This is a genomic window from Micromonospora sp. NPDC050695 (assembly GCF_040654415.1).
In the GTDB taxonomy this organism is placed as follows: domain Bacteria; phylum Actinomycetota; class Actinomycetes; order Mycobacteriales; family Micromonosporaceae; genus Micromonospora.
In genome coordinates this window covers 1-23,092 of sequence record NZ_JBFAHZ010000041.1, presented here as the reverse complement: position 1 = coordinate 23,092, position 23,092 = coordinate 1, and the positions used below count along the sequence as shown (strand labels likewise).

At 70.0% G+C, this 23,092-nt stretch carries 17 protein-coding genes; 14 read left to right on the top strand and 3 right to left on the bottom strand.

Annotated elements, in window-relative coordinates:
- Nucleotides 1-67 precede the first annotated feature (67 nt).
- Nucleotides 68-832, bottom strand: a complete 765-nt coding sequence (locus AB0H52_RS24405) for a FadR/GntR family transcriptional regulator (RefSeq protein ID WP_151489721.1) — start codon at nucleotides 830-832, stop codon at nucleotides 68-70.
- Between the two features lie 146 nt (nucleotides 833-978).
- Between AB0H52_RS24405 and AB0H52_RS24400 the strand changes: the two genes are divergently transcribed.
- The 7 genes from AB0H52_RS24400 to AB0H52_RS24370 all read left to right on the top strand — a co-directional run bounded on the left by AB0H52_RS24400 (nucleotide 979) and on the right by AB0H52_RS24370 (nucleotide 8,051).
- Nucleotides 979-2,241: an extracellular solute-binding protein gene (locus tag AB0H52_RS24400; RefSeq protein WP_151489720.1), complete on the top strand. Its 1,263-nt coding sequence runs from the start codon at nucleotides 979-981 to the stop codon at nucleotides 2,239-2,241.
- 4 nt (nucleotides 2,242-2,245) lie between these two features.
- Nucleotides 2,246-3,226, top strand: coding sequence for a sugar ABC transporter permease (locus AB0H52_RS24395; protein ID WP_192580253.1), 981 nt, complete (start codon nucleotides 2,246-2,248; stop codon nucleotides 3,224-3,226).
- Nucleotides 3,226-4,053: a carbohydrate ABC transporter permease gene (locus AB0H52_RS24390; RefSeq protein ID WP_151489719.1), complete on the top strand. Its 828-nt coding sequence runs from the start codon at nucleotides 3,226-3,228 to the stop codon at nucleotides 4,051-4,053. The genes AB0H52_RS24395 and AB0H52_RS24390 overlap by 1 nt, the downstream gene beginning before the upstream one ends.
- Nucleotide 4,054: 1 nt before the next feature.
- A complete protein-coding gene (locus AB0H52_RS24385; protein ID WP_151489718.1) occupies nucleotides 4,055-5,275 on the top strand; it encodes a mandelate racemase/muconate lactonizing enzyme family protein in 1,221 nt (406 codons plus the stop codon).
- 114 nt (nucleotides 5,276-5,389) lie between these two features.
- A complete protein-coding gene (locus tag AB0H52_RS24380; RefSeq protein ID WP_151489717.1) occupies nucleotides 5,390-6,415 on the top strand; it encodes an alcohol dehydrogenase catalytic domain-containing protein in 1,026 nt (341 codons plus the stop codon).
- Nucleotides 6,412-7,173, top strand: coding sequence for a 2-dehydro-3-deoxy-D-gluconate 5-dehydrogenase KduD (gene kduD, locus AB0H52_RS24375; protein WP_151489716.1), 762 nt, complete (start codon nucleotides 6,412-6,414; stop codon nucleotides 7,171-7,173). The genes AB0H52_RS24380 and kduD overlap by 4 nt, the downstream gene beginning before the upstream one ends.
- Nucleotides 7,170-8,051, top strand: coding sequence for an amidohydrolase family protein (locus AB0H52_RS24370; RefSeq protein ID WP_357950191.1), 882 nt, complete (start codon nucleotides 7,170-7,172; stop codon nucleotides 8,049-8,051). Before kduD ends, AB0H52_RS24370 begins: the two co-directional genes overlap by 4 nt.
- Nucleotides 8,052-8,167: 116 nt before the next feature.
- On the opposite strand, the gene AB0H52_RS24365 is transcribed toward AB0H52_RS24370, so the two are convergent.
- Nucleotides 8,168-11,722 (bottom strand): ThuA domain-containing protein, encoded by a 3,555-nt coding sequence (locus AB0H52_RS24365; RefSeq protein ID WP_357950188.1) that lies wholly within the window; start codon nucleotides 11,720-11,722, stop codon nucleotides 8,168-8,170.
- A gap of 523 nt (nucleotides 11,723-12,245) precedes the next feature.
- Between AB0H52_RS24365 and AB0H52_RS24360 the strand changes: the two genes are divergently transcribed.
- From AB0H52_RS24360 to AB0H52_RS24335, 6 genes are all read left to right on the top strand, one after another.
- A complete protein-coding gene (locus tag AB0H52_RS24360) occupies nucleotides 12,246-13,757 on the top strand; it encodes a sugar ABC transporter ATP-binding protein (RefSeq protein ID WP_151489713.1) in 1,512 nt (503 codons plus the stop codon).
- A 55-nt stretch (nucleotides 13,758-13,812) separates the two neighbouring features.
- The gene (locus AB0H52_RS24355; protein ID WP_278122151.1) at nucleotides 13,813-14,787 is read left to right on the top strand and encodes an ABC transporter permease; all 975 of its coding nucleotides are present in this window, start codon (nucleotides 13,813-13,815) and stop codon (nucleotides 14,785-14,787) included.
- Nucleotides 14,788-14,789: 2 nt separating this feature from the next.
- Nucleotides 14,790-15,773, top strand: coding sequence for an ABC transporter permease (locus AB0H52_RS24350; protein WP_357950185.1), 984 nt, complete (start codon nucleotides 14,790-14,792; stop codon nucleotides 15,771-15,773).
- Nucleotides 15,774-15,784: 11 nt separating this feature from the next.
- On the top strand, nucleotides 15,785-16,966 hold the full coding sequence (locus tag AB0H52_RS24345) for an ABC transporter substrate-binding protein (RefSeq protein ID WP_357950182.1): 1,182 nt from the start codon (nucleotides 15,785-15,787) through the stop codon (nucleotides 16,964-16,966).
- A 6-nt stretch (nucleotides 16,967-16,972) separates the two neighbouring features.
- The gene (locus AB0H52_RS24340) at nucleotides 16,973-17,824 is read left to right on the top strand and encodes a sugar phosphate isomerase/epimerase family protein (RefSeq protein WP_357950179.1); all 852 of its coding nucleotides are present in this window, start codon (nucleotides 16,973-16,975) and stop codon (nucleotides 17,822-17,824) included.
- A 73-nt stretch (nucleotides 17,825-17,897) separates the two neighbouring features.
- On the top strand, nucleotides 17,898-20,288 hold the full coding sequence (locus AB0H52_RS24335) for an RICIN domain-containing protein (protein WP_225854439.1): 2,391 nt from the start codon (nucleotides 17,898-17,900) through the stop codon (nucleotides 20,286-20,288).
- A 264-nt stretch (nucleotides 20,289-20,552) separates the two neighbouring features.
- Here the strand turns inward: AB0H52_RS24335 and AB0H52_RS24330 are convergent, their stop codons facing one another.
- Nucleotides 20,553-20,894, bottom strand: coding sequence for a metalloregulator ArsR/SmtB family transcription factor (locus tag AB0H52_RS24330; RefSeq protein WP_151489731.1), 342 nt, complete (start codon nucleotides 20,892-20,894; stop codon nucleotides 20,553-20,555).
- Nucleotides 20,895-21,209: 315 nt separating this feature from the next.
- On the opposite strand from AB0H52_RS24330, the gene AB0H52_RS24325 reads away from it, so the two are divergent.
- Entirely contained in the window at nucleotides 21,210-22,952 is a 1,743-nt protein-coding gene (locus AB0H52_RS24325) for a hypothetical protein (protein ID WP_151489710.1), read from the top strand.
- Nucleotides 22,953-23,092 lie beyond the last annotated feature (140 nt).

The following is a 23,092-nucleotide window of genomic DNA, read 5'->3' as shown; positions in this document are numbered from 1 at the left end:
GTTCGCGTCAGATGGCGGCGTCCGCTCCCGGGTCCGGGGGTGGGCGCCGCGTCGTCGTCGGCGAGGGTCAGCGTTGCAGGCGGACGGGCTTACCGCTGCGCCGGACCAGCCACGCCTCGGTGATGTGGGTGAACATCGCCGCGGCGGCGCCGTCCGGGTCGTGGGCGGCGATGCGCTCGTAGATGCGCCGATGCCCCTTGTTGGACGCCACGCACAGGGAGCGTTCGGTCCGGCCCATGTAGCGGGCCGTGTTGATGACCTGGCTCTCCAGCGCGCGGACGACGCCGCGGGCGATGCGGTTGCCGGACGCCTGCATGACCGTGTCGTGGAAGGCGCGGTCGTGCTCGTGGTAGGTCACGTGGTCGTCGACGAGCTCGTCCATCCGGTCCACCTGGGCGCGCAGCCGCTCGACGGTGTCGGCGTCGGCGAGGCGGGCGGCGACGTTCGCCATGTCGGACTCCAGCACCCGCCGGGTGACGACGAGGTCGTCGAGTATGGCGAGACTGTCGTCCACGGCGATGGTGGCCGCGAGGACGAGCTCGTCGAGCATGTCCCAGTGCGACTCCGGGGTGACCATGGTGCCGGCGCCCTGGCGGACCTGCACCAGACCCTTCTCCTGAAGGATCTTCACCGCCTCCCGGACGACGGTCCGGCTGACCGAGAACGTTTCGCACAGGACGGGCTCGGGGGGAAGGGACGTCCCAGACGGGTGTACGCCCCGGACGATGCGCTCCACCAGCTCGGCGGTGACCGCCCTGGCGAGGTTGGTCGGTCGACGCACCCACGCCGGGGTCACCGAGTTGTTCAGGGCTGTCTCCTGCGCTGGCGTCATGTCCCCCTCCGAATGACTCGCCGTGGCACGACGTCCGGATCAGTGTACGACCGAGTATTGACGTCACACGTCATACGAGTTACGTTCCGATCAACATTGGCTCGCGGGACGCCCGCCGGCCACCCCACTTTCAAAGGTGACAACCGATGAGACAGCGAGCAATATGGTCGGCCGTCCTCGTTGTGAGCCTGGCCTTGGCCGGCTGTGGAAGTGCCAGCGATTCGGGTAAGTCCACCAGCTCTGACGGCAAGCTGGTGGTATGGGACTTCAAGTCCGGTGAGGCGTTCGCCAAATCCTATCTGGACACAGCGAAGGCGGACTTCAAGAAGAAGCACCCCGATGTCACGGTCGAATTCGTCGCGCAGCCCTTCGATCAGTACTACACCCTGCTCGGCGCGGCGATCCAGTCCGGCAAGGGCCCGGACGTGATGATGTTCAACGGTGGGGGCCAGATCCGCGACCGGGTGGACGCGCTCGTGCCGCTCACCGACTACGTGGCCGAGGACAAGCAGCGGCTGGCCGGCTGGGACGCGTTCACCAAGGACGGCACGATCTACGGCGGCCCGGTGACGTTGCAGGGCTACCCCATCTACTACAACAAGACGGTCTACGAGAAGGCCGGCCTCGACCCGGCGAGCCCGGCGACCACGTGGGACAAGCTCGTCGCCGACTGCGCCGCCGTCGCCAAGGCCGGCGCCAAGTGCTTCGCCCTCGGCAACAAGGAGGGAGTCGGCATCCAGTTCTGGCTCTCCAGCCTGGGCTCGACCACCCTCACCGCCCAGGAGTACGACGCCTGGATCGCCGGCAAGCGCGACTGGAATTCGGCCAACGTCAAGCGGATCTTCCAGCTCTGGAAGGAGGCCGGGGACAAGAAGATGAACAGCGACGGTGCCAACTCGACCGCGATGTTCAACGACTCCTTCGCGTTCTTCCAGTCCGGCAAGGCCGCCCACGTCATGGGTCTCATGTCGGACGTCGGGCACTGGCAGGACTTCAACGAGTTCCTGACCCCGGAGAAGCTCGGCGTCATGAAGGCCCCGATCGTCACCGCCGGCACCACCCCGAGCCTCCCGTACGACGGGGGCATCGGCTACGCGGTCGCCAAGTGGACGAAGGACCCGAAGGTGGCCGCCGACCTGGTGCGTTCGCTGACGTCGACCGAGGCGCTCAACGCCTTCTACTCCGGCGCGGGCGCGATCGTCGCCGACACCACCATCGACGTGTCGCAGGCCGGCCCGGCCGCTGCCACGATCGTCAGCGAGTTGAAGAGCGGTAAGCCCGCCCTGCACGTGGCGCTCTCCTCGAAGACGATCGACCTGATGGGGCGCCTCTCGCAGCAACTGCTCAGCGGTTCGATCACCGTCGACGAGGTGGTGAAGCAGTTGGCCGCCTCCGATCAGGCGGGCTGAGCACGTGCCGATCGGAAACACTCGATCGTCGGTCCGTCCGGCTTCGGCCGGGCGGGCCGGCGGGCCGGGGGCCACCCCCGCCGCACATCGGGGTGGCGCACGTCCCCGGCGCACCGGTGGGGACCTGAGGGCCGAACGCCTCGCCCCCTACGTCCTGGTCGCCCCGGCCGTCCTGATCATCGTGCTGTTGCGGCTCTACCCGCTGATCCTCGGCGTCAACTTCTCCTTCACCGGCGACGGCGCGCAGAACGGGACGGCGGTCGGATTCGGCAACTACCGCGAGCTGTTCGGCGACGACCTGTTCCGGACCGCCCTGAGCAACGTCGGACTGCTGGTGGTGCTGCTTCCGGTGGCGGTGGCGATCCCCGGACTGCTCGCGACGTTCATCTACCTCCGGGTGCCCGGTCACCGCTTCTACCGCAGCGTCTACTTCTTCCCCGCGGTGCTGTCCCCGGTCATCGTCGGCGCGATCTTCAACCTGCTGCTCGCCTTCGACGGCCCCCTCAACGCCATCCTCGGCTCGTTCGGCGTCGGACCGGTGGACTGGCTCGGTGACCCGGACATCGCGATGTTCATGGTGGTCGGCGTGCACATCTGGGCCACCTTCGGCATGGCCCTGGTGGTGTTCCTCGCCGGCTTCGCCACTCTCGACGCGGCGCTCCTGGACGCCGCCCGGGTGGACGGCGCCTCGCTGCCCCAGGTCATCTGGCACGTGATCGTCCCGAGCCTCTCCCGCACCATCCAGTTCGTCTTCGTGACCACGATGATCGGCATGCTGACCTCGATGTTCGGCCTGCTCTTCGTCATGACCAACGGCGGGCCGGAGGGGTCGACGTACCTGCCGGAGTACTACATCTGGATCCAGCAGGGCCAGATGAACCGTCCGGCTCTCGCGTCGGCCGCGTCCACGATCCTCTTCGTGATCATGCTCGTGGTGGGGCTGTTGCAGATCAAACTGCTCGAACGATCGGGGAGGGAGGACTGATGTCCGGCCTGCGCCTGGGACGGTGGCTGATCGCCATCCCGATGTCGCTGCTCGCGCTGGCGACGATCTACCCCCTGCTGTTCACCGCCAACGTCGCGATGAAGACCCGGCGGGACTACATCCTCGACCGGTTCGGCCTGACCGACGCCCTGCGGTGGGAGAACATCGAAACGGCATGGACGAGCGTCGGCATGGGCCGCTACTTCGCCAACTCGCTGCTCGTGGTGACGTCGTCGGTGGTCCTGCTGCTCCTGTTCGGGTCGATGGCCGGATTCGCTCTGAGCCAGCTGCGGTTCCGCGGCTCGTCGGCGCTGTTCCTGGGCTGCCTCGCGGGACTCTTCATCCCGTTCCAGGTGATCATGGTGCCGCTCGCCCGGATCATGGCCGACACCGCGCTCATCGACACGTACCCCGGCCTGGTGCTCGTCTACGTGGCCCAGTTCCTGCCCTTCACCGTCTTTCTGATGACCAGCTACTACCGGGGCATCCCGAAGGAGATCGTCGACGCCGCGCGGATCGACGGCAACACCGTCTACGGCGTGTACCGGCGGATCATGCTGCCGCTGGGCACTCCGGCGCTGCTGTCGGTGGGCATCCTCAACGCCCTGTTCTGCTGGAACGACGTCCTCATGGCGCTGGTGATGATGCCCTCGGCCGAGCACCGGACGCTGATGATCGGGGTGACTTCGTTGCGCGGGCAGTACTCCGACAACATCCCGACCTTCGCCTCGGGAGTTCTGATCGCCGCGATACCCGTCCTGTTGGTCTACCTGTTCCTCCAGCGCCAAATCGCCGACGGTGTAGCCGCCGGTTCCACGAAGGGTTGACATGCGGATCATTGGATATCGGACACTCGCCACTGTCCAGGAATGGGGGCGGCCAGTCGGCGATGCCAACGGCGTCTTCGCCGACGGGGTGGTCCCGGTGTCGATCGTCATCGTCGAGACCGACGAGGGCATCTCGGGGGTCGGCCTCGGGCCACACGTCGAGATCGAGCGGATCTTCGCGGCCATCGAGGGCGAAGATCCCCGCGCCGTCACGACCCTCTACGACCGGATGCTGCGGCACACCTTCAAGGCCGGTCACGCGGGCCCGGTGTTCGGCACCATCGGCGCCCTGGACACCGCCCTGTGGGACATCAAGGCGCAGGCCGCCGGCGAGCCACTGTGGCGGCTGCTGGGCGGACGTGACCGGCTAGTCCCGGCCTACGCCTCCGGCCTGGACATCGGGCTCACCGACGACGAACTCGTCGCCGAGTACGAGGTCTACGCCAGTCACGGCCTGCGGGCCGCGAAGCTCAAGGGCGGTCTCGACATCGAGCGTGACCGGCACCGCCTCGGTCTGGTCAGGGACGTGTTGACCGAGGCCGGGCACGGGCTGCGGCCGGGTCTGATGCTCGACGTGAACGAGGCGTGGACCCGCAAGCAGGCCGTCCGGCACGTCAGCGAACTCGAACGGAGCCTGGACCTCATCTGGATCGAGGAGCCGGTCCGGCGCTGGGACGCCGAGGGGCACGCGACGGTCGGCCGGGGGATCTGCGCGTCGGTCGCCACCGGGGAGAACCTCACCGGGCTCGAACAGTACCGGCCGCTGATCGCCGCCGGCGCGGTCGACATCGTCCAGATGGCGGCCGTCTGGGGGGTCACCCACTTCCTGCGGACATCCGCCCTGGCGCACGCCTACGACCTGCCGGTCAGTCCGATCGGCAACAGCCCGGTCGGGTTGCTGCACGCCGCGACGTCGGTGCCGAACCACCTGACCAGCGAGTTGCAGGATCTGCATCCACCGGTCGGCGTCTCCATCGACCTGCACGTCGAGGATGGCGCGTTCGTCCTCGGCGACTCACCCGGACTGGGTGTGCGGGTCGACGAGGACCGGATCCGGACGGCCAACCGTCGCCCGCAGGTGCAGACGGCCGAGAGCCCCAACGTCCGGCCGGAGCGGGCCGGACGGCGGCTGCTGGCCGCCGTCGACGGCATCTCCGCCCGGAAGGTCCCCGTGGTGCCGTTGAACTCGCACCACGAGGTGTCGCCCACCGCGCGCCGCTGAGACGGCGTGAGCTGACCACCAGAACAGGGAGCGTGGGTGCCCCGCCACGGCGGTGTACCCACGACCACGCCCGGTCGGGACGAACGGCGTACCGACCGCCGAGACGGAGGATCGATGAAGGCAGTCGTCTACCGGGGGGCGCGGCACCTCGGGATCGAGGAACGTGACCCGGAAGCACCGGGGCGCGGCCAGGTGCGTATCGCGGTGGCCTACACCGGGATCTGCGGCACCGATCTGCACATCTACCACGGGGACATGGACGCGCGGGTCGGCGCGTCCGCGATCATCGGACACGAGATGTCCGGGCGGATCGCGGCCGTCGGCGAGGACGTCACCGGCTGGACCGTCGGCCAGGCCGTGACCGTGCTGCCGACCCGGCCCTGCGGACGGTGCGCCGCCTGCCGGCGCGGGCTCTCCCACATCTGCCACGACATGAACTTCCTCGGCATCGACTCGCCAGGGGCGATGCAGTCGTCCTGGACCGTGCCGGCGGATCTGGTCCTGCCGCTGCCCGCGGACCTGCCGCTCGACCACGCGGCGCTCGTCGAGCCGGTCGCGGTCGCGGTGCACGACGTCCGACGGGGCAACGTGACCGCCGACGACCAGGTCGTCGTGGTCGGTGGTGGACCGGTCGGGGTCCTCATCGCCACCGTCGCGCAGGGCCGCGGCGCGCGCGTGCTCCTCGTCGAACCGGACCCGTTCCGTCGCCAGGTGGCGGGCAGGATCGGGGTCGAGGCCGTCGATCCGGGTACGACCGACGTCGTGGCGCTGGTCAACGACCGGACCGACGGGGCGGGCGCCGATGTCGCCTTCGAGGTCTCCGGCTCCGCCCCGGGCGTCGCCACGGCGGTCGACGTCCTCACCACCCGGGGCCGGCTGGTGATGGTGGCGATCCATCCCAAGCCCCGCGAGGTCAACCTGCACCGGTTCTTCTGGCGTGAACTGGAGCTGCTCGGTGCCCGTCTCTACCAGCGCGACGACATGGTCCAGGCGATCCGGTTGGTCGCCTCCGGCGCCATCCCGGCGCGGGAGCTCATCTCCCGGGTCGAGCCCGTCGAGGCGGCCACCGCCGCGTTCACGGCGCTGGAGGGCGGCGGCGTGATGAAGGTGCTGCTCGATCTGCGGGAGGACAACCGGTGACGACACTCTTCGACCTGTCCGGACGGACCGCCGTCGTGACCGGGGCCCGGCGCGGCATCGGCCTCGCCATGGCCGAGGCGCTGGCCCGGGCCGGAGCCGACGTCGTCGGCGTCTCCGCGCACCTCGAAGCGGACGGAAGTGAGGTGGAACGCCGGGTGCGTGCCGCCGGCCGCCGGTTCACCGCCCTGCGGGCGGACCTGGGCGACCGGGCGGCCGTGCACCGGTTGGCCGCCGACCTCACCGCGCTCGGGCCCATCGACATCCTGGTGAACAACGGCGGCACGATCGCCCGTACCCCGGCCGTCGAGCACCCGGACGAGATGTGGGACCACGTCATCGAGGTCAACCTGAGCAGTCAGTTCGTGCTGAGCCGGGAGATCGGCCGGACGATGGTCGAGCGCGGCCACGGCAAGATCATCTTTACCGCGTCGCTGCTGAGTTTCCAGGGCGGCATCACCGTCCCCGGCTACGCCGCCTCGAAATCGGGCGTTGCCGGGCTCACCAGGGCGCTGGCGAACGAGTGGGCGGCACACGGCGTGAACGTCAACGCCATCGCCCCCGGCTACATCGCCACCGACAACACCCAGGCACTGCGCGACGATCCCGACCGTGAACCAGCGATCCTCGCCCGGATCCCGGCCGGCCGATGGGGTCGCGCCGACGATCTCGGCGGTGCCACCGTGTTCCTGGCATCGGCCGCGTCGGACTACGTCAACGGCGTCGTGCTGCCCGTCGACGGCGGCTGGCTCGGCCGATGACGGCCGGGCAGGCACCCGGGCGGGCCGGGATCGTCGACGCGCACCACCACCTCTGGGTCCGGGCGCGGCACCCGCAGCCGTGGATCGACCCCGTGACCATGGCGGCCATCGACGCCGACTTCGAGCCCGTCGACCTCGCGCCGCTGGCCCGGGCGGCCGGGGTCACCGCGACCGTCGTCGTGCAGTCCATCGCCTCGCAGGCGGAGACGGTGCACCTGCTGGGCGTCGCCGCCGACGACAGCCTCGTCCAGGGGGTGGTCGGCTGGGTGGACCTGACGGCCGACGACACCGCCGAGCGCATCGCGCGCCTGCGGGCCGCGCGGGGCGGCGACCGCCTCGTCGGCATCCGGCACCTCGTGCAGGGCGAGACCGACCCGGCGTACCTGGACCGCCCGGACGTCCGCCGGGGGATCGCGGCGGTGGGAGCCGCCGGCCTCGTCTTCGATCTGCTGGTCCGCCAGCACCAGCTCCCCATGGCCACGCGGCTGGTGTACGACCTGCCGGAGGTCAGCTTCGTCCTCGACCATCTGGGCAAGCCCGCGCTGGGCCGTCCGGAGATGACGGAGTGGATCGGAGACCTGCGGGCGTTTGCGGCCTCGCCCAACACGACGGCGAAGCTCTCCGGCCTGGTGACCGAGGTGGAGCGGTCACACTGGACGACGGACGACCTCAGACCGGCCGTCGACCACGCGCTCGACGCGTTCGGACCGGACCGGCTGATGTTCGGCTCCGACTGGCCGGTGTGCCTGCTCGCCAGCTCCTACCAGCGGTGGGTGGACGCGCTGGCCGAGATGGTGGGTGGTGGCCCCCGCGCAGGTGACCGGGCCGGGATCTGGGGCGACACGGCTTGTCGTGTCTACGGGTCGACGGCGTCGTGAGGACATCAGCGCTCCCGCGTCGCCTGCGGCTACGGTGACGCCCCGGCCGGGGCCGGCTCCGATCGTCGGACACCGGCCCCGACCGGGGCGTCGTCACCGTGCTGGTCGCGGTCGCGTCACACCTGGGTGAACCTCCACTGCTGGTTGGTGGCACTGTGGCAGGTCCACTGCAACAGTCGCGCGCCGTCGGTGGTGGCGGCGCCGTTGACGTCCACGCAGAGCCCGCTCTGCACGTTGCGCACCGTGTAGACCCCGGACGTTCCCGTGGCCGTCGCGGTGAACTTCTGCTGGTTGCTGTTGTTGCAGGTGGCCTGCTGGAGGAAGGCGCCCGCCGCGGTGGAGCCGCCGATCACCTCGACACACTTTCCGCTGTGCACGGCCTTGAGGTAGACCGCGCCGCTGCCCGCGTCGACGGCCTGCCACTTCTGGTTGTTGGCCCCGGTGGCCGCCCACTGGTTGATCTGGGCGCCGTCGGCGGTGGAGACGCCGCTGACGTCCATCAACTTGCCACTGTGCTGCGCGGCGAGCGTCCAGGTCTTCCCCGCCACACCGGTGCCGGTGCCGGTGCCGGGCACGCCGACGCCGGCGCCGGCGAAGGTGTGCGAGTCGAGGTCGAACCAGTTGCTGCCGCTGCCCTTGAACACCATGTAGAGCGTCTGCGTCCCGCCGATGGCGGAGACGCTCACCGGTGCCGTGGACTGGTAGTTGTCCCAGCCACCGGTGCTGGGCACCGAGGTGGTGGCGAGCAGCGTGCCGGTCGGCGAGCCGGCGCGCAGCTCGATCGAGCCGCCACCGGACGGCGACGACAGCCGGTAGCTGACCGTGGAGATACCGGACAGGTTCATCGGGCTGAACGCGATCCAGTCGTTGTTGGAGATGTCACCGACGCGCTTGGTGCTCTCCGCGGCTGCCTGGTCGACGACCCGGATGCCCGACTGGCTGCTGAAGTACTCGGACTGCTTGTGCTTGGGCTGAAGGATCGCCTGCGCGGTGCCGGTGAGTGGGGCCGCGCCGCCCGCGCCACCGCTGTCGGTGTACCGCGCGTTCAACACGTAGAACAGGTTGGCGCCGTCAGGGTGCCCGCCGAGCAGGTCGGTGGAGATGGTGCCGGAGCAGCCCGGATACTCGGTGGTCTCGTGCGCGTGGTCGTCGTGTCCCAGTGCCGGGTTGAGGAGCACCTTCGAACAGTCGACCGTCCCGCCGTCCGGGTCGGTCACGGTGATCTGGTACGACACCTGGTCGCCGAAGGTGAGCATGCCGCCGTTGCCCGGTGTGGTGATGGTGACCACCGGCGCGCTGTTGCCGACGGTGATCTGGACGTTGGCGAAGCCGGTCTTACCGGTGTTGTCGGTGACCTTCAACTGCGCCGTGTAGTTGCCGTTGGCGGTGTACACCTTCGACGGGTTGGCGGCCGTCGAGATGGTGCCGTCGCCGAACGTCCACAGGTAGCTCAGGGTGTTGCCCGGGTCCGGATCGGCCGTGCCGGCGCTGCTGAACTGGACGGTGAGTGGCGCGGTGCCGCTGGTGGGTGTGCCGGTGGCCTTGGCGATCGGCGACCGGCCGCCCTGGATGTAGTCGATCCGGTAGAGCCCGGAGTCGCTGTTGCCGCCGCCGAAGTTGGTGCCCCACTCCAGCAGGTAGAGCGAGCCGTCCTTGCCGAACTCCATGTCCATCGGCTTGTTGAACCCACCACCCGGCAGGAACGGGTTGGTCCGGGTCACCGCTGTGGCCGAGTCGAAGTGCACCTCCTTGATGTAGCTGCGCGACCACTCGTAGAAGAAGTGCACGCCGTCGTAGTAGGGCGGGAACTTCGTCGCGGACGGGTTCGCCGCGTCGTACCGGTAGACCGGCCCGCCCATCGGCGCGGAGCCGCCGGAGCCGAGCTCCGGGAAGGTCGGTGAGGTGCCGTAGCCGTACCACATGTTCGGTGCGACGACCGGCTTCAGGCTGGTCAGACCGGTGTTGTTGGGCGAGTTGTTGACCGGTGCGTTGCAGTTGAACTTCGCGCCGACGACACCGGTGTCCGGGTTGAACGGCGCGTAGGGCTGGTTGTCGCCGTGGCAGAACGGCCAGCCGTAGTTGCCGGCTGACTTGATCACGTTGAGTTCGACCAGGCCCTCGGGGCCCCGGTTGGTGGTGGGCGGGTTGCGGTCCGGCCCGTAGTCGGCCAGGTAGACCCAGCCGTTGGCCGGGTCGATCGAGAAGCGGAACGGGTTGCGGAAGCCCATCGCGTAGACCTCCGGACGGGTCTGCGCCGTGCCCTGGGGGTACAGGTTGCCCGTCGGGATGGTGTAGCCGCCACTGGCCGAGGGACGGATCCGCAGCAGCTTGCCGCGCAGGTCGTTCGTGTTGCCGGCGCTGCGGGCGGCGTCGAGGTTGGCCTTGCCGGAGCGCCAGTCCAGCGGTGCGTAGCCCTGCCAGTTGGGGTCCAGGTTCGGCGGCGTGTCGTCCCCGGTGCCGATGTAGAGGTTGCCGTCCGGGCCGAAGTCGATGTAACCGCCGGTGTGCCCGGGCTCCGGGAAGGTCCGGTCACGGTACGCCGGGATGTCGATGATGGTCACACCGCTGGACAGGTTCAGCGTGTCGCCGCTGAGGGTGTAGCGGGAGACCCGGTTGACGTCGGTCGTACTGCTCGCCGGCGAGTGGTACAGGTACACGTACCCGTTGCTGGCGAAGTTCGGATCCAGCGCCATGCCGGTGAGGCCGTCCTCGCCTCCGGTATAGACACTCAGCGTGGCCGCGGTGACGGTGCTGTTGGTGGAGGGCTTGAAGATCTTCACCTGTCCGCCGCGCTGGACGTAGATGACCCGTCCGTCCGGCGCCACGGCCAGTGCCATCGGGTCGACGGTGTTGTCGTCGAGGGTGCGCTTCTCGAAGTTGCCCCACACGGTGCCGCCGCAGTCGCCGGGGACGTTGCCGGCGGCCCACCGGACGCCACCCAGGACGTGGTTGCGGAAGTTCGTCTCGCTGTACGACTCGATCGCGTGGCCCATCGCGGTGGCCCACACCCGTCCGCCGCCGGTGTTGCGGCACCAGGAGATCGGGTGGTCCGGGCCCATCGCCCGGGATCCGGGGTTGTAGGTGCGCTCGTCGGCGGTCACCAGCACGTGCACGTTGCCGCGCGGGTTGGTGTCGAAGTTGTACCACTCCTCGCTGCGGCTCCAACGGTCCGGCAGGCCGGCCGTCGACGGGTGCTGCTTGTCGGCGACGATGGCGGTGCCGGCCAGCACGCCGGGGGAGTGCTCGGGCATGTGGGCGCCGCCGTTGACGGTCTGGTCCCACCACGGATATTCGGACTCGATGCCCATGTCGGTCGCGTTGTGCACGCCGACGATGCCCTTGCCGCTGGCCAGGTAACCCTCCACGGCCTGGCGCTGGGCCGCCGACGTCCAGACCATGCCGGAGGTCTGGAACATGATGATGACGTCGAAGGTCGCGAGGTTGGCCGGGGTGAAGACGCTCGCGTCCTCGGTCGCCACCAACTCGAAGTTGTTCGCCGCCGCCTGTTGCTGGAACATGCTGATCCCGGCGGGGATCGAGTCGTGCCGGTAGCCGGCGGTCTTGGTGAACAGCAGGGCGCGGAAGGCCGGGGCCGCCGACGCTGGCGGGGCGAGTCCGAGCGCCAGTAACAGGCCGGTGATCACTGCCATGATCAATGTGTTGCGACGCATGCCGTCTCCTCAATTGGGCGAGCACCTACGAGTGCGACCACGGACCCCGCGGGTGCGTCGGGTTGTGCCCGTACGCAGGCGGGGAACGAGTGCGCTGGTCTGTCCTCGTGCCGTTCGCCGAAACGGCAGTCAGACCCGCAGGACGTCACACAGCGTGATGTCGGCTGTGGTTCTCGTCCCGTGGTCCACGAGGCCAGGATGAGCTAGTAATAGATGAGTGTCAATGAATGGAGTGACGTCCGACGTCGTGCCCGGTTGACGTCGCACGCGATCGACCCGATCGCAGCGGTGCCACTGTCGATCGAGTGACGGCCCTGGCAATCAGCCCCGGTCGAGGATTGCGGACCCGCATCCAAACATCTATCTTCATACGTGTGATGTTTCGTCGATGTCAAGGGAATGTTCGCAACGCGCGAACATAAGTCTCTGTCGATGGCTACGAAAGTTCGCCGTGCGATGCCTCGGACCCGCCGGACCGCGGTGCTGGAACCTGTCGATAACTACTATCTGTGAGGGTTGTTGGATGTCAGACCCACGGCCGGCGCCGCTGCTCACGCTGCGGGGCATCGGCAAGTCCTTCCTCGGGGTACGCGTTCTCGACGGCGTCGACCTCGATGTCGTGCCGGGCGAGGTCCACGCCGTCGTCGGTGAGAACGGCGCCGGGAAGTCGACGCTCATGAAGATCGTGTCGGGCGGGTACGTCCCGGACGAGGGCACCGTCGAACTCGCCGGTGAGCCGCGCGTGTTCCGTGGCCCGCGCGACGCGCAGCGGGCCGGGGTCGGCATCATCCACCAGGAGTTCAACCTCCTGCCCGAGCGCACCGTCGCGGAGAACGTCTACCTGGGGCACGAGCCGGTCCGCCGGGGGTTGGTCGACCGTCGGGCGATGCTCGACCGCACCAGCCGACTGCTCGCCTCGATCGGCGAGACCACCCTGCCGGCCGACGCCCGGGTGGGGCGGCTCGGCGTCGCGCAGCAGCAGGTCGTCGAGATCGCCAAGGCGCTCGCCCTGGACGCACGGCTGCTCATCATGGACGAGCCGACCGCGGCGCTGGCCGACCACGAGGTCGAGCTGCTCTACGGGCTGGTGCGCCGGCTCCAGGAGCGGGGCATCGGCCTGCTGTACGTCTCACACCGGCTCACCGAGGTCTTCGACCTGTCCGGCCGGATCACCGTCCTCAAGGACGGCCGGCGGGTCACCACGGTGGACACCGCGGACACCACCGCCGACGAGTTGGTGCGGCACATGGTCGGCCGGGAGCTGTCCAGCTACTACCCGGACCGGGCGGCCCCCGAGGACCGGGGGCCGGTGCGGCTCAACCTTCGCGACGTGGGCAACCGGAAGCTGCGGGACGTCAATCTCCAGTTGCGCGCCGGCGAGGTGCTCGGCATCGGCGGCCTCCAGGGCTCCGGACGGTCCGCGCTGGCCCGTGCGATCTTCGGAGTGTCGCCGTTCACGACCGGCGACGTCACGCTCGACGACCGGCCGGTTCGACTGCGCTCACCCCGCACCGCGATGCGGGCCGGCATCGCCTACGTCACCGAGGACCGCAAGGGTGAGGGGATCGTGCCCCGGCAGTCGGTGCTCGACAACGCGCTGCTCGCCAGCCGGGCCGTCTTCGCGGCCCGCTCCGGTCGCGCCGCCCGCACGCTTCGAGCGCGTGAGCTGCTCGCCGCCGTGGAGATCCGGGGTGCCGGCGACGACCAGGAGATCCGCTTCCTCTCCGGCGGTAATCAGCAGAAGGTCGTCCTGGCTCGCTGGCTCGCGCTCAACCCGCGGATCCTGCTCTTCGACGAGCCGACCCGGGGCATCGACGTCGGCGCGAAGTCGGCCATCCACGATCTCGTCCGCCGCCTCGCCCGCGACGGCGCGGCGGTGTTGATGATCTCGTCCGACCTGCCCGAGCTGTTGGGGATGAGCGACCGGATCGTCGTCATGCGCGACGGCCGGGTCGCCGGCGAGCTGCCCGCCGGCGCGACCGAGGAGGAGGTCGTCGCCCTGGCGGTCGGCACCGTACGAGAGGCTGCCGCGTGAGCGCGAGGAGTGAGCCGGGTCTGCGAGCCCCGCAGTCGCGAACGGAGATGTTTCGGTGACCGCCCTGTCGCTTCTGCCGGCCCGGCGTCCCGTACCGGGGGTGTTCGTGGCTTTGGCCCTCACCCTCGCGATCGGTTGGCTGGTCGTCCTGGTCGACGGCGGTCAGCTCTTCAACCAGTCCACGACGGTGAGTCTGCTGCACGTCGCCGCCGGTCTCGGGCTCGTCGCCGTCGGCCAGACCCTGGTCATCCTCGGTGGTTCGCTCGACCTGTCGGTGGCGTACGTGATCAGCCTCAGCACACTCGTCGCCGCCGAGACGATGAACGGCAGCGACGGCGCGGTGCTGCCGGCGATGGGCCTGGCGCTGGCCGTCAGCGCCGGCGTCGGGCTGCTCAACGGGCTGTTCGTCACCAAGCTCCGGGTCAACGCGTTCATCGCGACCCTCGGCGTCGGGCTGCTGCTCAAGGGATACCTCGACAACGGCTACGACGGCCCGGCCGGCACCACGTCGCCCACGCTCGTGCAGTCTCTCGGCTATCAGCGCGTCGGGCCGGTGCCGGTCTCGTTCCTGCTGCTGGTCGTCGTGACCGCGGCGGTCTGGTTCGCGCTCACGCGGACCCGCTTCGGTCACCATCTGGTCGCGGTCGGCGGGGATCCGGAGGTGGCCCGGCTCTCCGGCGTGCGCAACGACCGGATCCTCGTCACCGCGCACGTGCTGTGCTCGATGTGCGCCGGGCTCGCGGGCATCTACCTCGCCAGTCGGCTCGGCTCGGGCGCGCCCCGGGTGGGCACCGAGGGCCTCTACGACCTGGAGTCGATCGCCGCGGTGGTGATCGGGGGGACCGCCCTCGCCGGTGGGCGCGGCGGCGTCGTCGGCACGGTCGGCGGGGTGCTGCTGCTCGCCAGCATCGACGCCATCTTCAACCAGCTCGAGGTCGACGCCTTCTTCAAGCAGGTGATCCGGGGCGCCATCATCATCGCCGCGGTCGCCGTCTACGCCCGCCGGGCCATGCGAAAGGCGGCTGCCTAGTCATGCAGAGCGTTCAGCGCCGTACGCTGCCGCTGCGTCTCCCGCGGGTGCGCCCCGGTGGCGTCCTGCCGATCCTCACGATTCTCGCGGTGCTGCTGGTGCTCGTCGGCGTCCGGCAGCCCGACTTCCTGGCCCCGCCGTCGCTGATCTCCTTCCTCGGCCGTTCGGCGCCGATCATCCTGCTCGCCGCCGGCCAGTACTTCGTGATCGTCTCGGGCGAGTTCGACCTCTCGGTCGGCTCGTTGGTGACCGCTCAGGTGGTCGTGGCGGCCCGGCTGATCGACGGCGACCCGGCGCGTACGTGGCCGGTGGTGCTGCTCCTGCTCGCCTTCGGCGTGGTGGTCGGGCTGGTCAACGGTCTGATCACCACGCGACTGCGGGTGCCGTCGTTCATCACCACCCTCGGCATGTTCCTGATCCTCGTCGGCGCGGTGTACCTGTGGTCCGACGGTGCCCCGAAGGGTGGCCTCTCCGAGGAGTTCCGGCGCTTCGGCCGACGGGCCGTCGAGGACGTGCCGCTGCTCGGCCGGGTGCCGTACGCGCTGCTGGTCCTGCTGGTCCTCGCGGCGCTGGCCGTGCTGGTGATGCGCTCGGACTTCGGCCGGACGCTGCTCGCGGTCGGCGACAACCCGCGCACCGCCGAGCTGAGCGGGGTACGCGTCTGGCGTACCCGGACGATGGCCTTCATCCTCAGCGGCCTCGCGGCGGCGGTGGCGGCGATCCTCCTGGGCGGCTACAGCGGCGTGTCGTTCCAGGCCGGCGCGGGCCTGGAGTTCGGCGCCATCACCGCGGTCGTCCTCGGTGGTGTCGCGCTGGGTGGGGGTCGCGGCTCGGTCATCGGCGCGATGCTCGGCGCGCTGACCCTCGAACTGCTGTTCGCCCTCATGAATTTCTACGGCGTCTCCGGCGCCCTCAGGTCGACCGTCCAGGGCGCGATCATCCTGCTCGCCGTGGCGGTCTCGGCAACGCGTTCTTCGTCCAGATAAGGGGAACCATAGTGCGACGTTCCGTGGCGGCGTTGGCCGCTCTCACCCTGCTGTCCCTCACCGCCTGCGCCACCGACGAACCGGCCGCGGGCCCTTCGGGCAGCGCCTCCGCCGCCGGTTCGGGCACCGGTGAGCAGTCGAAGTTCTTCGTCCAGGCCGACTACGACGGCGAGTTGGCGCTGCTCGACGCGGCGCCGACGGGCCCGGCCGACAAGCCGTGGGAGCAGGTGCTCAACCCGACGATGGTGGACACCGCCACGTTCAAGAAGAGCGGTCCGCACAAGATCTGCTTCTCGAACGCGGCCCTGAACAACCCGTGGCGACAGGTCGGGTTCAAGACCATGCAGGCCGAGGTCGAGGCGCAGAAGAGTCGCATCAAGGAGTTCGTGCATGTCGACGCCGAGGGCAAGGACCAGAAGCAGATCGCGGACATCAACGACCTGCTCGGCAAGGGCTGCGACGCGCTCATCGTCTCGCCGAACACCACCGCCACCCTCACCCCGGCCGTCGAGGCGGCCTGCCAGGCGGGGCTTCCGGTCGTCGTCTTCGACCGTGGTGTCAACACGAAGTGCCCGGTGACGTTCATCAACCCCATCGGCGGGTACGGCTTCGGTCACGTCGGCGCCGAGTTCGTGAGCCAGAAGATGAAGCCCGGCGGTAAGGTCCTCGCCCTGCGGATCCTGCCCGGTGTCGACGTCCTGGAGACCCGCTGGTCGGCGGCGAAGGTGGCGTTCGACAAGGCGAAGGTGGACGTCGTCGGGGTCGAGTTCACCGACGGCGACCCGGCGAAGACCAAGAAGATCGTCGACGACTACATCCAGCGGTACGGCACCATCGACGGCGTCTGGATGGACGCCGGAGCGGTCGCCGTCGCGGCGGTCGAGGCGTTCCAGGACGCCGGCAAGCCCGTGCCACCGATCAACGGCGAGGACCAGCTCGACTTCCTGAAGATCTGGAAGGACAGGAACCTCACCGCTATCGCGCCGACCTACCCGACCTACCAGTGGCGTACGCCGATCATCGCCGCGCTGCGGATCCTCGACGGCGAGCAGGTGTCCAACCCCTGGAAGCTGCCGCAGCCGACCATCACCCAGGACAACCTGGACCGCTACCTCGACGCGAACATGCCGCCGCTGCACTACGCGATGTGCGGCTGCACCGACCTGCCCGGTTATCCCCAGCGCTGGAAGTAGGGATCGGTGTACGCCATCGGCGTCAACCCCTGGGTGTGGGCCTCGCCGGTCGACGACGAGGCCCTCGCCGAGCTGATCCCACGGATCGCCTCGTTCGGCTTCGACGCGGTCGAGCTGCCGATCGAGCAGCCCGGCGACTGGGATCCGATCCGTACCCGGGATCTGCTGGCCGCGCACGGCCTCGTCGCGGCCGGCGTCTGCGCGGTCACCCCGCCCGGGCGTGACCTGGTGGACGCCGCACCGGCCGTCGTGGAGTCGACCGTCGCGTACCTCATGGGGTGTGTGGCGAGCGCGGCGGTCGTCGGCGCGCCGTGCGTCGGCGGACCGGTGTACGCCTCGGTCGGCCGCACCTGGCGGATGTCACCGACGGCTCGGGCGGCCTGCTACGCGGAGTTCCGGCGGGCTCTGGCGCCGGTGGCCGAGCAGGCGGGGGAGTCCGGCGTGAGCATCGGTGTCGAGGCGTTGAACCGCTACGAGACGAGCGTCGTCAACACGATCGAGCAGACGGTCGAGCTGATCGACGGCCTACCGCCCAACGTCGGCATCATGATCGACACCTATCACCTGAACATCGAGGAGGCCGACCCCTACGCGGCCCTCTCCGTCGCCGGCGGGCACATCAAGCACGTCCAGGTCAGTGGCACCAACCGGGGTGCTCCCGGTTCGGATCACTTCGACTGGCCCCGGTTCTTCACCGTCCTGCGCGACACCGGCTACCGGGGTGCGGTCTGCATCGAGTCGTTCACGGCGGAGAACGAGACCATCGCGACCGCCGCGGCGATCTGGCGGCCATTGGCCCCCTCGCAGGACCGTCTCGCCACCGACGGCCTGCGCTACCTGCGGGAGGTGCTCACCTGACCTCCCGCCGAGCGCCGACCCCGCCTCGTTGAGGCGTTCCACCACCGCCCCCTCATGTCAGGAGCACCGTCCCGTGTCCTCGCCCATTCCGCCGCCGCGCCGGCTGCTGGCCGGCGCCGCCGCGACAGCGGTCACCGCCCTGGTCGCGGTGACCGCCTCGGCGTCCCCGGCTCTCGCGGCCACCACCACCCTCTACGCGTCACCCTCCGGCTCCGGCACCACCTGTTCCGCCAGCCAACCGTGTTCGCTGAGCGCCGCCCAGACCGCGGTGCGAGGAATCAACAGCTCGATGTCCGGCGACATCGTCGTGGAGTTGGCGAACGGCGCCTACCGGCTCTCGTCGCCGATGCGGTTCACCGCGGCCGACTCGGGCACCAACGGCTACCAGGTGATCTGGCGGGCCGCCGCCGGCGCCCGTCCGACGATCACCGGTGCCCGGGCCGTCACCGGCTGGACGCTCGTCGACTCCGGGAAGAACATCTGGCGGGCCACCGTGCCCGCCGGGCTCGACTCCCGTCAGCTCTACGTCAACGGGGCCGTCGCCACCCGCGCGCGTACCGCCGTCAACCGTGCCGACTTCACCTTCACCACGACCGGCATGCGGTTCAGCAACAGCGCGCTCAGCTACCTCAACAACCTCGGCAACCAGAACCGGGTCGAGGTGGAGAGCGTCGGCTCGTTCACCGACCGGTACTCGCCGGTGCAGAGCATCAGCGGGAACGTCCTGACGATGCAGCAGCCCGCCTGGAACAACAACACCTTCGGGTTCGACACCCTGTCCCGTCCGCACCGCGCGGGTCCGTTCTACCTGGCCAACGCGTACGAGTTTCTCGACTCGCCGGGGGAGTGGTATCTCAACCCGGGCACCGGCCAGCTCAACTACATCCCGCTCGCCGGGCAGAGCATGAGCTCGGTCAGCGTGGAGCTGCCGCAGCTGCAGTCCCTGGTCAACGTCGGCGGCACCTACGACGCGCCCGCGCACCACATCTCGTTCAGCGGAATCACGTTCACCGGCACCAGCTGGCTCGGCCCCAGCAGCAGCAACGGTTTCGCCGACCAGCAGACCGGCGCGCACATCACCGGCACCTGGGCCCGCCCGTCCGACGCGCTGACCTCCTGCCAGGAGGGCTGCCCGCTGTTCGAGGCCACCCGGCCGAGCTGGAACCAGATGCCCGCCGCCGTGCAGGTCTCCGCGGCCAACACCATCAGCTTCAGTGACTCCCAGTTCGTCAACCTCGGGCAGACGGCCATCGGCATCGGCAACGACGCCAACGCCCACGCCAGCGGCGTCGGCCTGGGCGCCAGCGCCATCACCGTGACCCGCTCCGAGATCGCCCGCAACTCCGCCGGTGGCATCGTGGTCGGCGGCGTGCGGGCCGACGCCCACCACCCTGCTGACCAGCGGATGGTCAACCGCAACATCACGATCAGCAACAACCGGGTGCACGATCTCGGCCTGGAGTACCGAGGTGTCGTCTCGATCCTGACCACCTACGTGAACACCTCGCTGGTCTCGCACAACGAGGTCTACAACATGCCGTACACCGGTCTGTCGGTCGGCTACGGCTGGGGCGCCAACGACGCCGGCGGTAGCCAGCACTACGCGAACCGGGGCCTGTACAACTACCAGCCGCGCTACACGACGGCCACCACCGCGGCCAACAACCAGGTCATCGGCAACTACGTACACGACGTGATGCAGCAGATGACCGACGGTGGGTGCATCTACACGCTGTCGGCGAACCCGGGCGGGACCATCAACGAGAACTACTGCCTGCGGACCAACGGCTGGTTCGGGCTCTACTTCGACGAGGGATCCCGCTACTACACCGCCCGCAACAACGTGTTCTCCTCCACCGGCACCTGGGCCACCGCCAACTACTGGTACGCCGAGAACATGGGCAACTTCACCGTCACCAACAACTGGTCGACCAACGGCAGCACGAACGTGACCAACGGTGATCGCGGCAACGTCGTCAACGGCAACGTGACGGTCAGCGGCGGTTGGCCGTCGGGCGCGCAGACGGTGATCAACGCCGCCGGCGTGCAGAGCGGCGGCAGCACCAACCCGCAGAACGTGCAGCTCGTCGGCGTGCAGTCGGGTCGCTGCGCCGAGATCGGCGGCTCCAGCACCACCAACGGTACGCAGGCCCAGCTCTGGGACTGCATCAGCGGCGCCACCAACCAGCGGTGGACCTCCACCGCCAGCCGGCAGCTCATGGTCTACGGCACCAAGTGCCTGGACGCCTCCGGCCAGGGCACCAGCAACGGCACCACGGTGGTGATCTGGGATTGCAACGGCCAGGCCAACCAGCAGTGGACCATCAACGCCAACGGCACGATCACCGGTGTGCAGTCGGGTCTGTGCCTGGACGCGAACGGTGCCGCCACGGCGAACGGCACGAAGCTCATCCTCTGGTCGTGCAACGGCGGAACGAACCAGCAGTGGCAGGTGCGTAGCTGAGCCGGGGGACGCCCGCCCGGCGCACGCCGGGTGGGCGTCCCGCCTATCCGCCGACCGGTGTCGCGCCGGCGGCAGCCGGGGGCCACGGACAACCCGGTGTCGGCCCGATACCGCACCGAGATGGGGTCGGTCAGTTCGCCGACGATCGACCAACGGCAGCAGGGGACGCGGTCGGCGGCGGCGATCCCACCGGCGGCCCCGAGCGCCACCAGGAGCAGGGGACGGTCCGGACCGCGGAGCGTGCGGCTGTCCTCCGTCAGGCGCTCAACGGGCCCGCTTCGTCGCCCGTTTGCGCGGCGGCGTCAACAGGTCGGCGATCGCCGCGATCGCGGACGGCACCAGGCTGTAGTACGCCCAGACGCCGCGCTTCTCGCGTTCGATCAGGCCAGCCTCGGTGAGGATCCGGAGGTGATGGCTCACGGTCGGCTGAGAGAGGCCGAGCGGTGCGGTGAGGTCACTCACCGACGCCTCCCCCTCCGGAGCGGACTGGATCAGGCTCAGAAGTCGCAGCCGGGCCGGGTCGGCGAGTGCTTTCAGCACCCCCGCCAGTCGCTCGGCGTCGACGCGCTTGATCGGCTCGCCGACCAGCGGCGAGATAGCAGGCATATCGGTTTTCGCAGCTCCCACGTCCCCCATGGTCCCACCAACACCACGAATAGATCGGTGGAACCGCCACCTCTACCCCGAAGGCGTCATTCGGCGCTGTCCATGTCGGCCACGAGGCCCGCGTGGGGCGCCGACCGGTACGGACGGCCGATGGACTTGTCGTCACGATCCGTGGCCCGGAACCTGTAGCATGCGGCGGACGACGGGCGGCAGCCGGAGCGCGGCTCTGGTACGACTCGCCGCGCGACTCCGCCGGACGGGGCGGCCGCGGCGCCGGTCCGGCCGTGGTCGGAGTGAGAGAGGAACCTGCTCGGCGTGTTCCAGGAACCGGACCGGAGCCAGATGACCGGCGGAAGCTCAATCAACGGGGTACGCGGCGGCGGGTCCGCCGCCGACCCACCGGAGGCGTGGGACGGGGAACTGGCCAGGGCGGTGCGGCGGGTCGCCGTCGTGCGTACCGGGTTCTACGTCGTCGTGCTGTTGATCGCCCTCGGCGGTCAGGTGTCCGGCGCGATGGAACGACTCGACATGCCGTGGTACGTCGCCCTGCCCGCCGTCGGCGCGCTCGAGCTGGGTGGCGTGGTGGTGCTGGCGAACGCCGACCTGCGCCGCCGGCTCGGCGAACAGGCGATCCTGTCCCGTGTGTTGTCGGCCGGCATCGCCGTCGCCGCCGTCGCCTTCAACTGGCTGGCGCACAGCAACCACCTCGAAGGCGGCTTCTACGCGGGCATGTCCCTGCTCGGTTATCTGGTGTGGCTGATGAACACCGAGAACCAGCGGCGGGACCGGCTGCGCGCCCGGCGGCAGTTGCCACCCACGACGCCGGCGTACGAACCGGTCGGGCACTGGTTGCGCCACCCGTGGCTGACCCGTCGTGCCCGCTCGCTGGCCAAGGCCGACTACGGCCTCGGCCTGTACGGCTCGCTCGACGCCGCCCGCGCGCAGATCCGCGCCGAACGGCGGCAGGCCGCGCTCAGCAAGGTGCTGCACCGCAAGATCACCCGAGCGTTGGACGCCACCACCGCGGACATCGCCGTGGCGGTGTACGACCTCGACGAGATCGCCCGGCGGCTGGCCGAGCACGCGGACTACGACGGGCTCACCGCGCTGATCGCGGCCGATCTGGCACCCGCGCGGGTGCTGGCCGGAAACCTGCCGAAGCACGGCCGTCGGCGGCGGTGGCGCCGGTCCCGGCAACCCGACCCGGTCGCACTGGCATCGGCGGCGCGGCTGCTCGCCGACGCCCCGGAGCGGCTGCTTCCTCGCGCCCCCGAGCCGCCCACGGCCACGACCCTCGAACCTGGCACGCCCTCCGCGCCGGTGGTTCGCCCCGCCACCCCGACGGCGGTCGCGAGCGCCGCTGCCGTGCCGCCCGCGGACACCGTCGAGCCTCTGCAGCCCACCGAGCCGACGGCGGACGGCGTCGAGCGACCGCCGGCGCGGCGGTCCCGGTCGACGTCGGACCGCGGCGCTCAGCAGACGACACGCGCCGACACCACGGAACGGACCGCGTCGGCCGCCGACCAGGCCGACCCACCCCGCGCTTCGGACTGGGCCGCGCTGCACGCGGAACTCGCCCCGCTCCTGCCGGCGGCCGCCCCGCGCAGAGCCACGCGCACGACAGCGGATCGACCCGACGCCACCCGAGCGGAGACGCCGTCGGCGACGGACGCTCCGGTGGCCCTGGTGGACCCGTCCGCCACGGTGCGGCCCGCGACGACGCGCGGCGCCGCAGCGCCGCGAACCGCGACCGGACGGGCACGGGTGGCCCGGGTCGCCGACCCGGCGGGGGAGGCGGGACCGCTCGCCGCGCACACCCGGGAGCTGCCCCTGGTGGTCGGGCGGGACCTGCCGGATCTCGTGGACGCCGCGGCGAGCCGGGTCACGCCACCCGGTGCGGCCATCGACGCCGGGGAAGGGGCCACCGAGCAGCGACCAGTGTCGCGACCCCGGCAGCGCCGGCGCGACGACGCGGAGCCGCGAGCGGGGGCGGGGGCGGAGACGGTGCGACGTCGGTCCAATTCCAACACCGAGTCGGCTGAGGTCGGGCGCCCCTGAGCGACAGCTCGGGGCGAGCAACCCCACTTCGGGTACGCGGTGCTTAGTGGTCCGAGCCGGAAGTCCGTCGGGGGTTGATGGGTGACGGGTGCGGTCAGGGTCCGGGTGTGATGGTGCCGATGTGGATGTCGTAGACGAAG

What these genes read in the sequence shown, in the direction of transcription:
- AB0H52_RS24360 (WP_151489713.1), top strand. Translation starts at nt 12,246, where the DNA reads ATGTCAGACCCACGGCCGGCGCCGCTGCTCACGCTGCGGGGCATCGGC.
- AB0H52_RS24370 (WP_357950191.1), top strand. Translation starts at nt 7,170, where the DNA reads ATGACGGCCGGGCAGGCACCCGGGCGGGCCGGGATCGTCGACGCGCAC.
- AB0H52_RS24330 (WP_151489731.1), bottom strand. Translation starts at nt 20,894, where the DNA reads ATGCCTGCTATCTCGCCGCTGGTCGGCGAGCCGATCAAGCGCGTCGAC.
- AB0H52_RS24405 (WP_151489721.1), bottom strand. Translation starts at nt 832, where the DNA reads ATGACGCCAGCGCAGGAGACAGCCCTGAACAACTCGGTGACCCCGGCG.
- AB0H52_RS24400 (WP_151489720.1), top strand. Translation starts at nt 979, where the DNA reads ATGAGACAGCGAGCAATATGGTCGGCCGTCCTCGTTGTGAGCCTGGCC.
- AB0H52_RS24390 (WP_151489719.1), top strand. Translation starts at nt 3,226, where the DNA reads ATGTCCGGCCTGCGCCTGGGACGGTGGCTGATCGCCATCCCGATGTCG.
- AB0H52_RS24385 (WP_151489718.1), top strand. Translation starts at nt 4,055, where the DNA reads ATGCGGATCATTGGATATCGGACACTCGCCACTGTCCAGGAATGGGGG.
- AB0H52_RS24350 (WP_357950185.1), top strand. Translation starts at nt 14,790, where the DNA reads ATGCAGAGCGTTCAGCGCCGTACGCTGCCGCTGCGTCTCCCGCGGGTG.
- AB0H52_RS24380 (WP_151489717.1), top strand. Translation starts at nt 5,390, where the DNA reads ATGAAGGCAGTCGTCTACCGGGGGGCGCGGCACCTCGGGATCGAGGAA.
- AB0H52_RS24365 (WP_357950188.1), bottom strand. Translation starts at nt 11,722, where the DNA reads ATGCGTCGCAACACATTGATCATGGCAGTGATCACCGGCCTGTTACTG.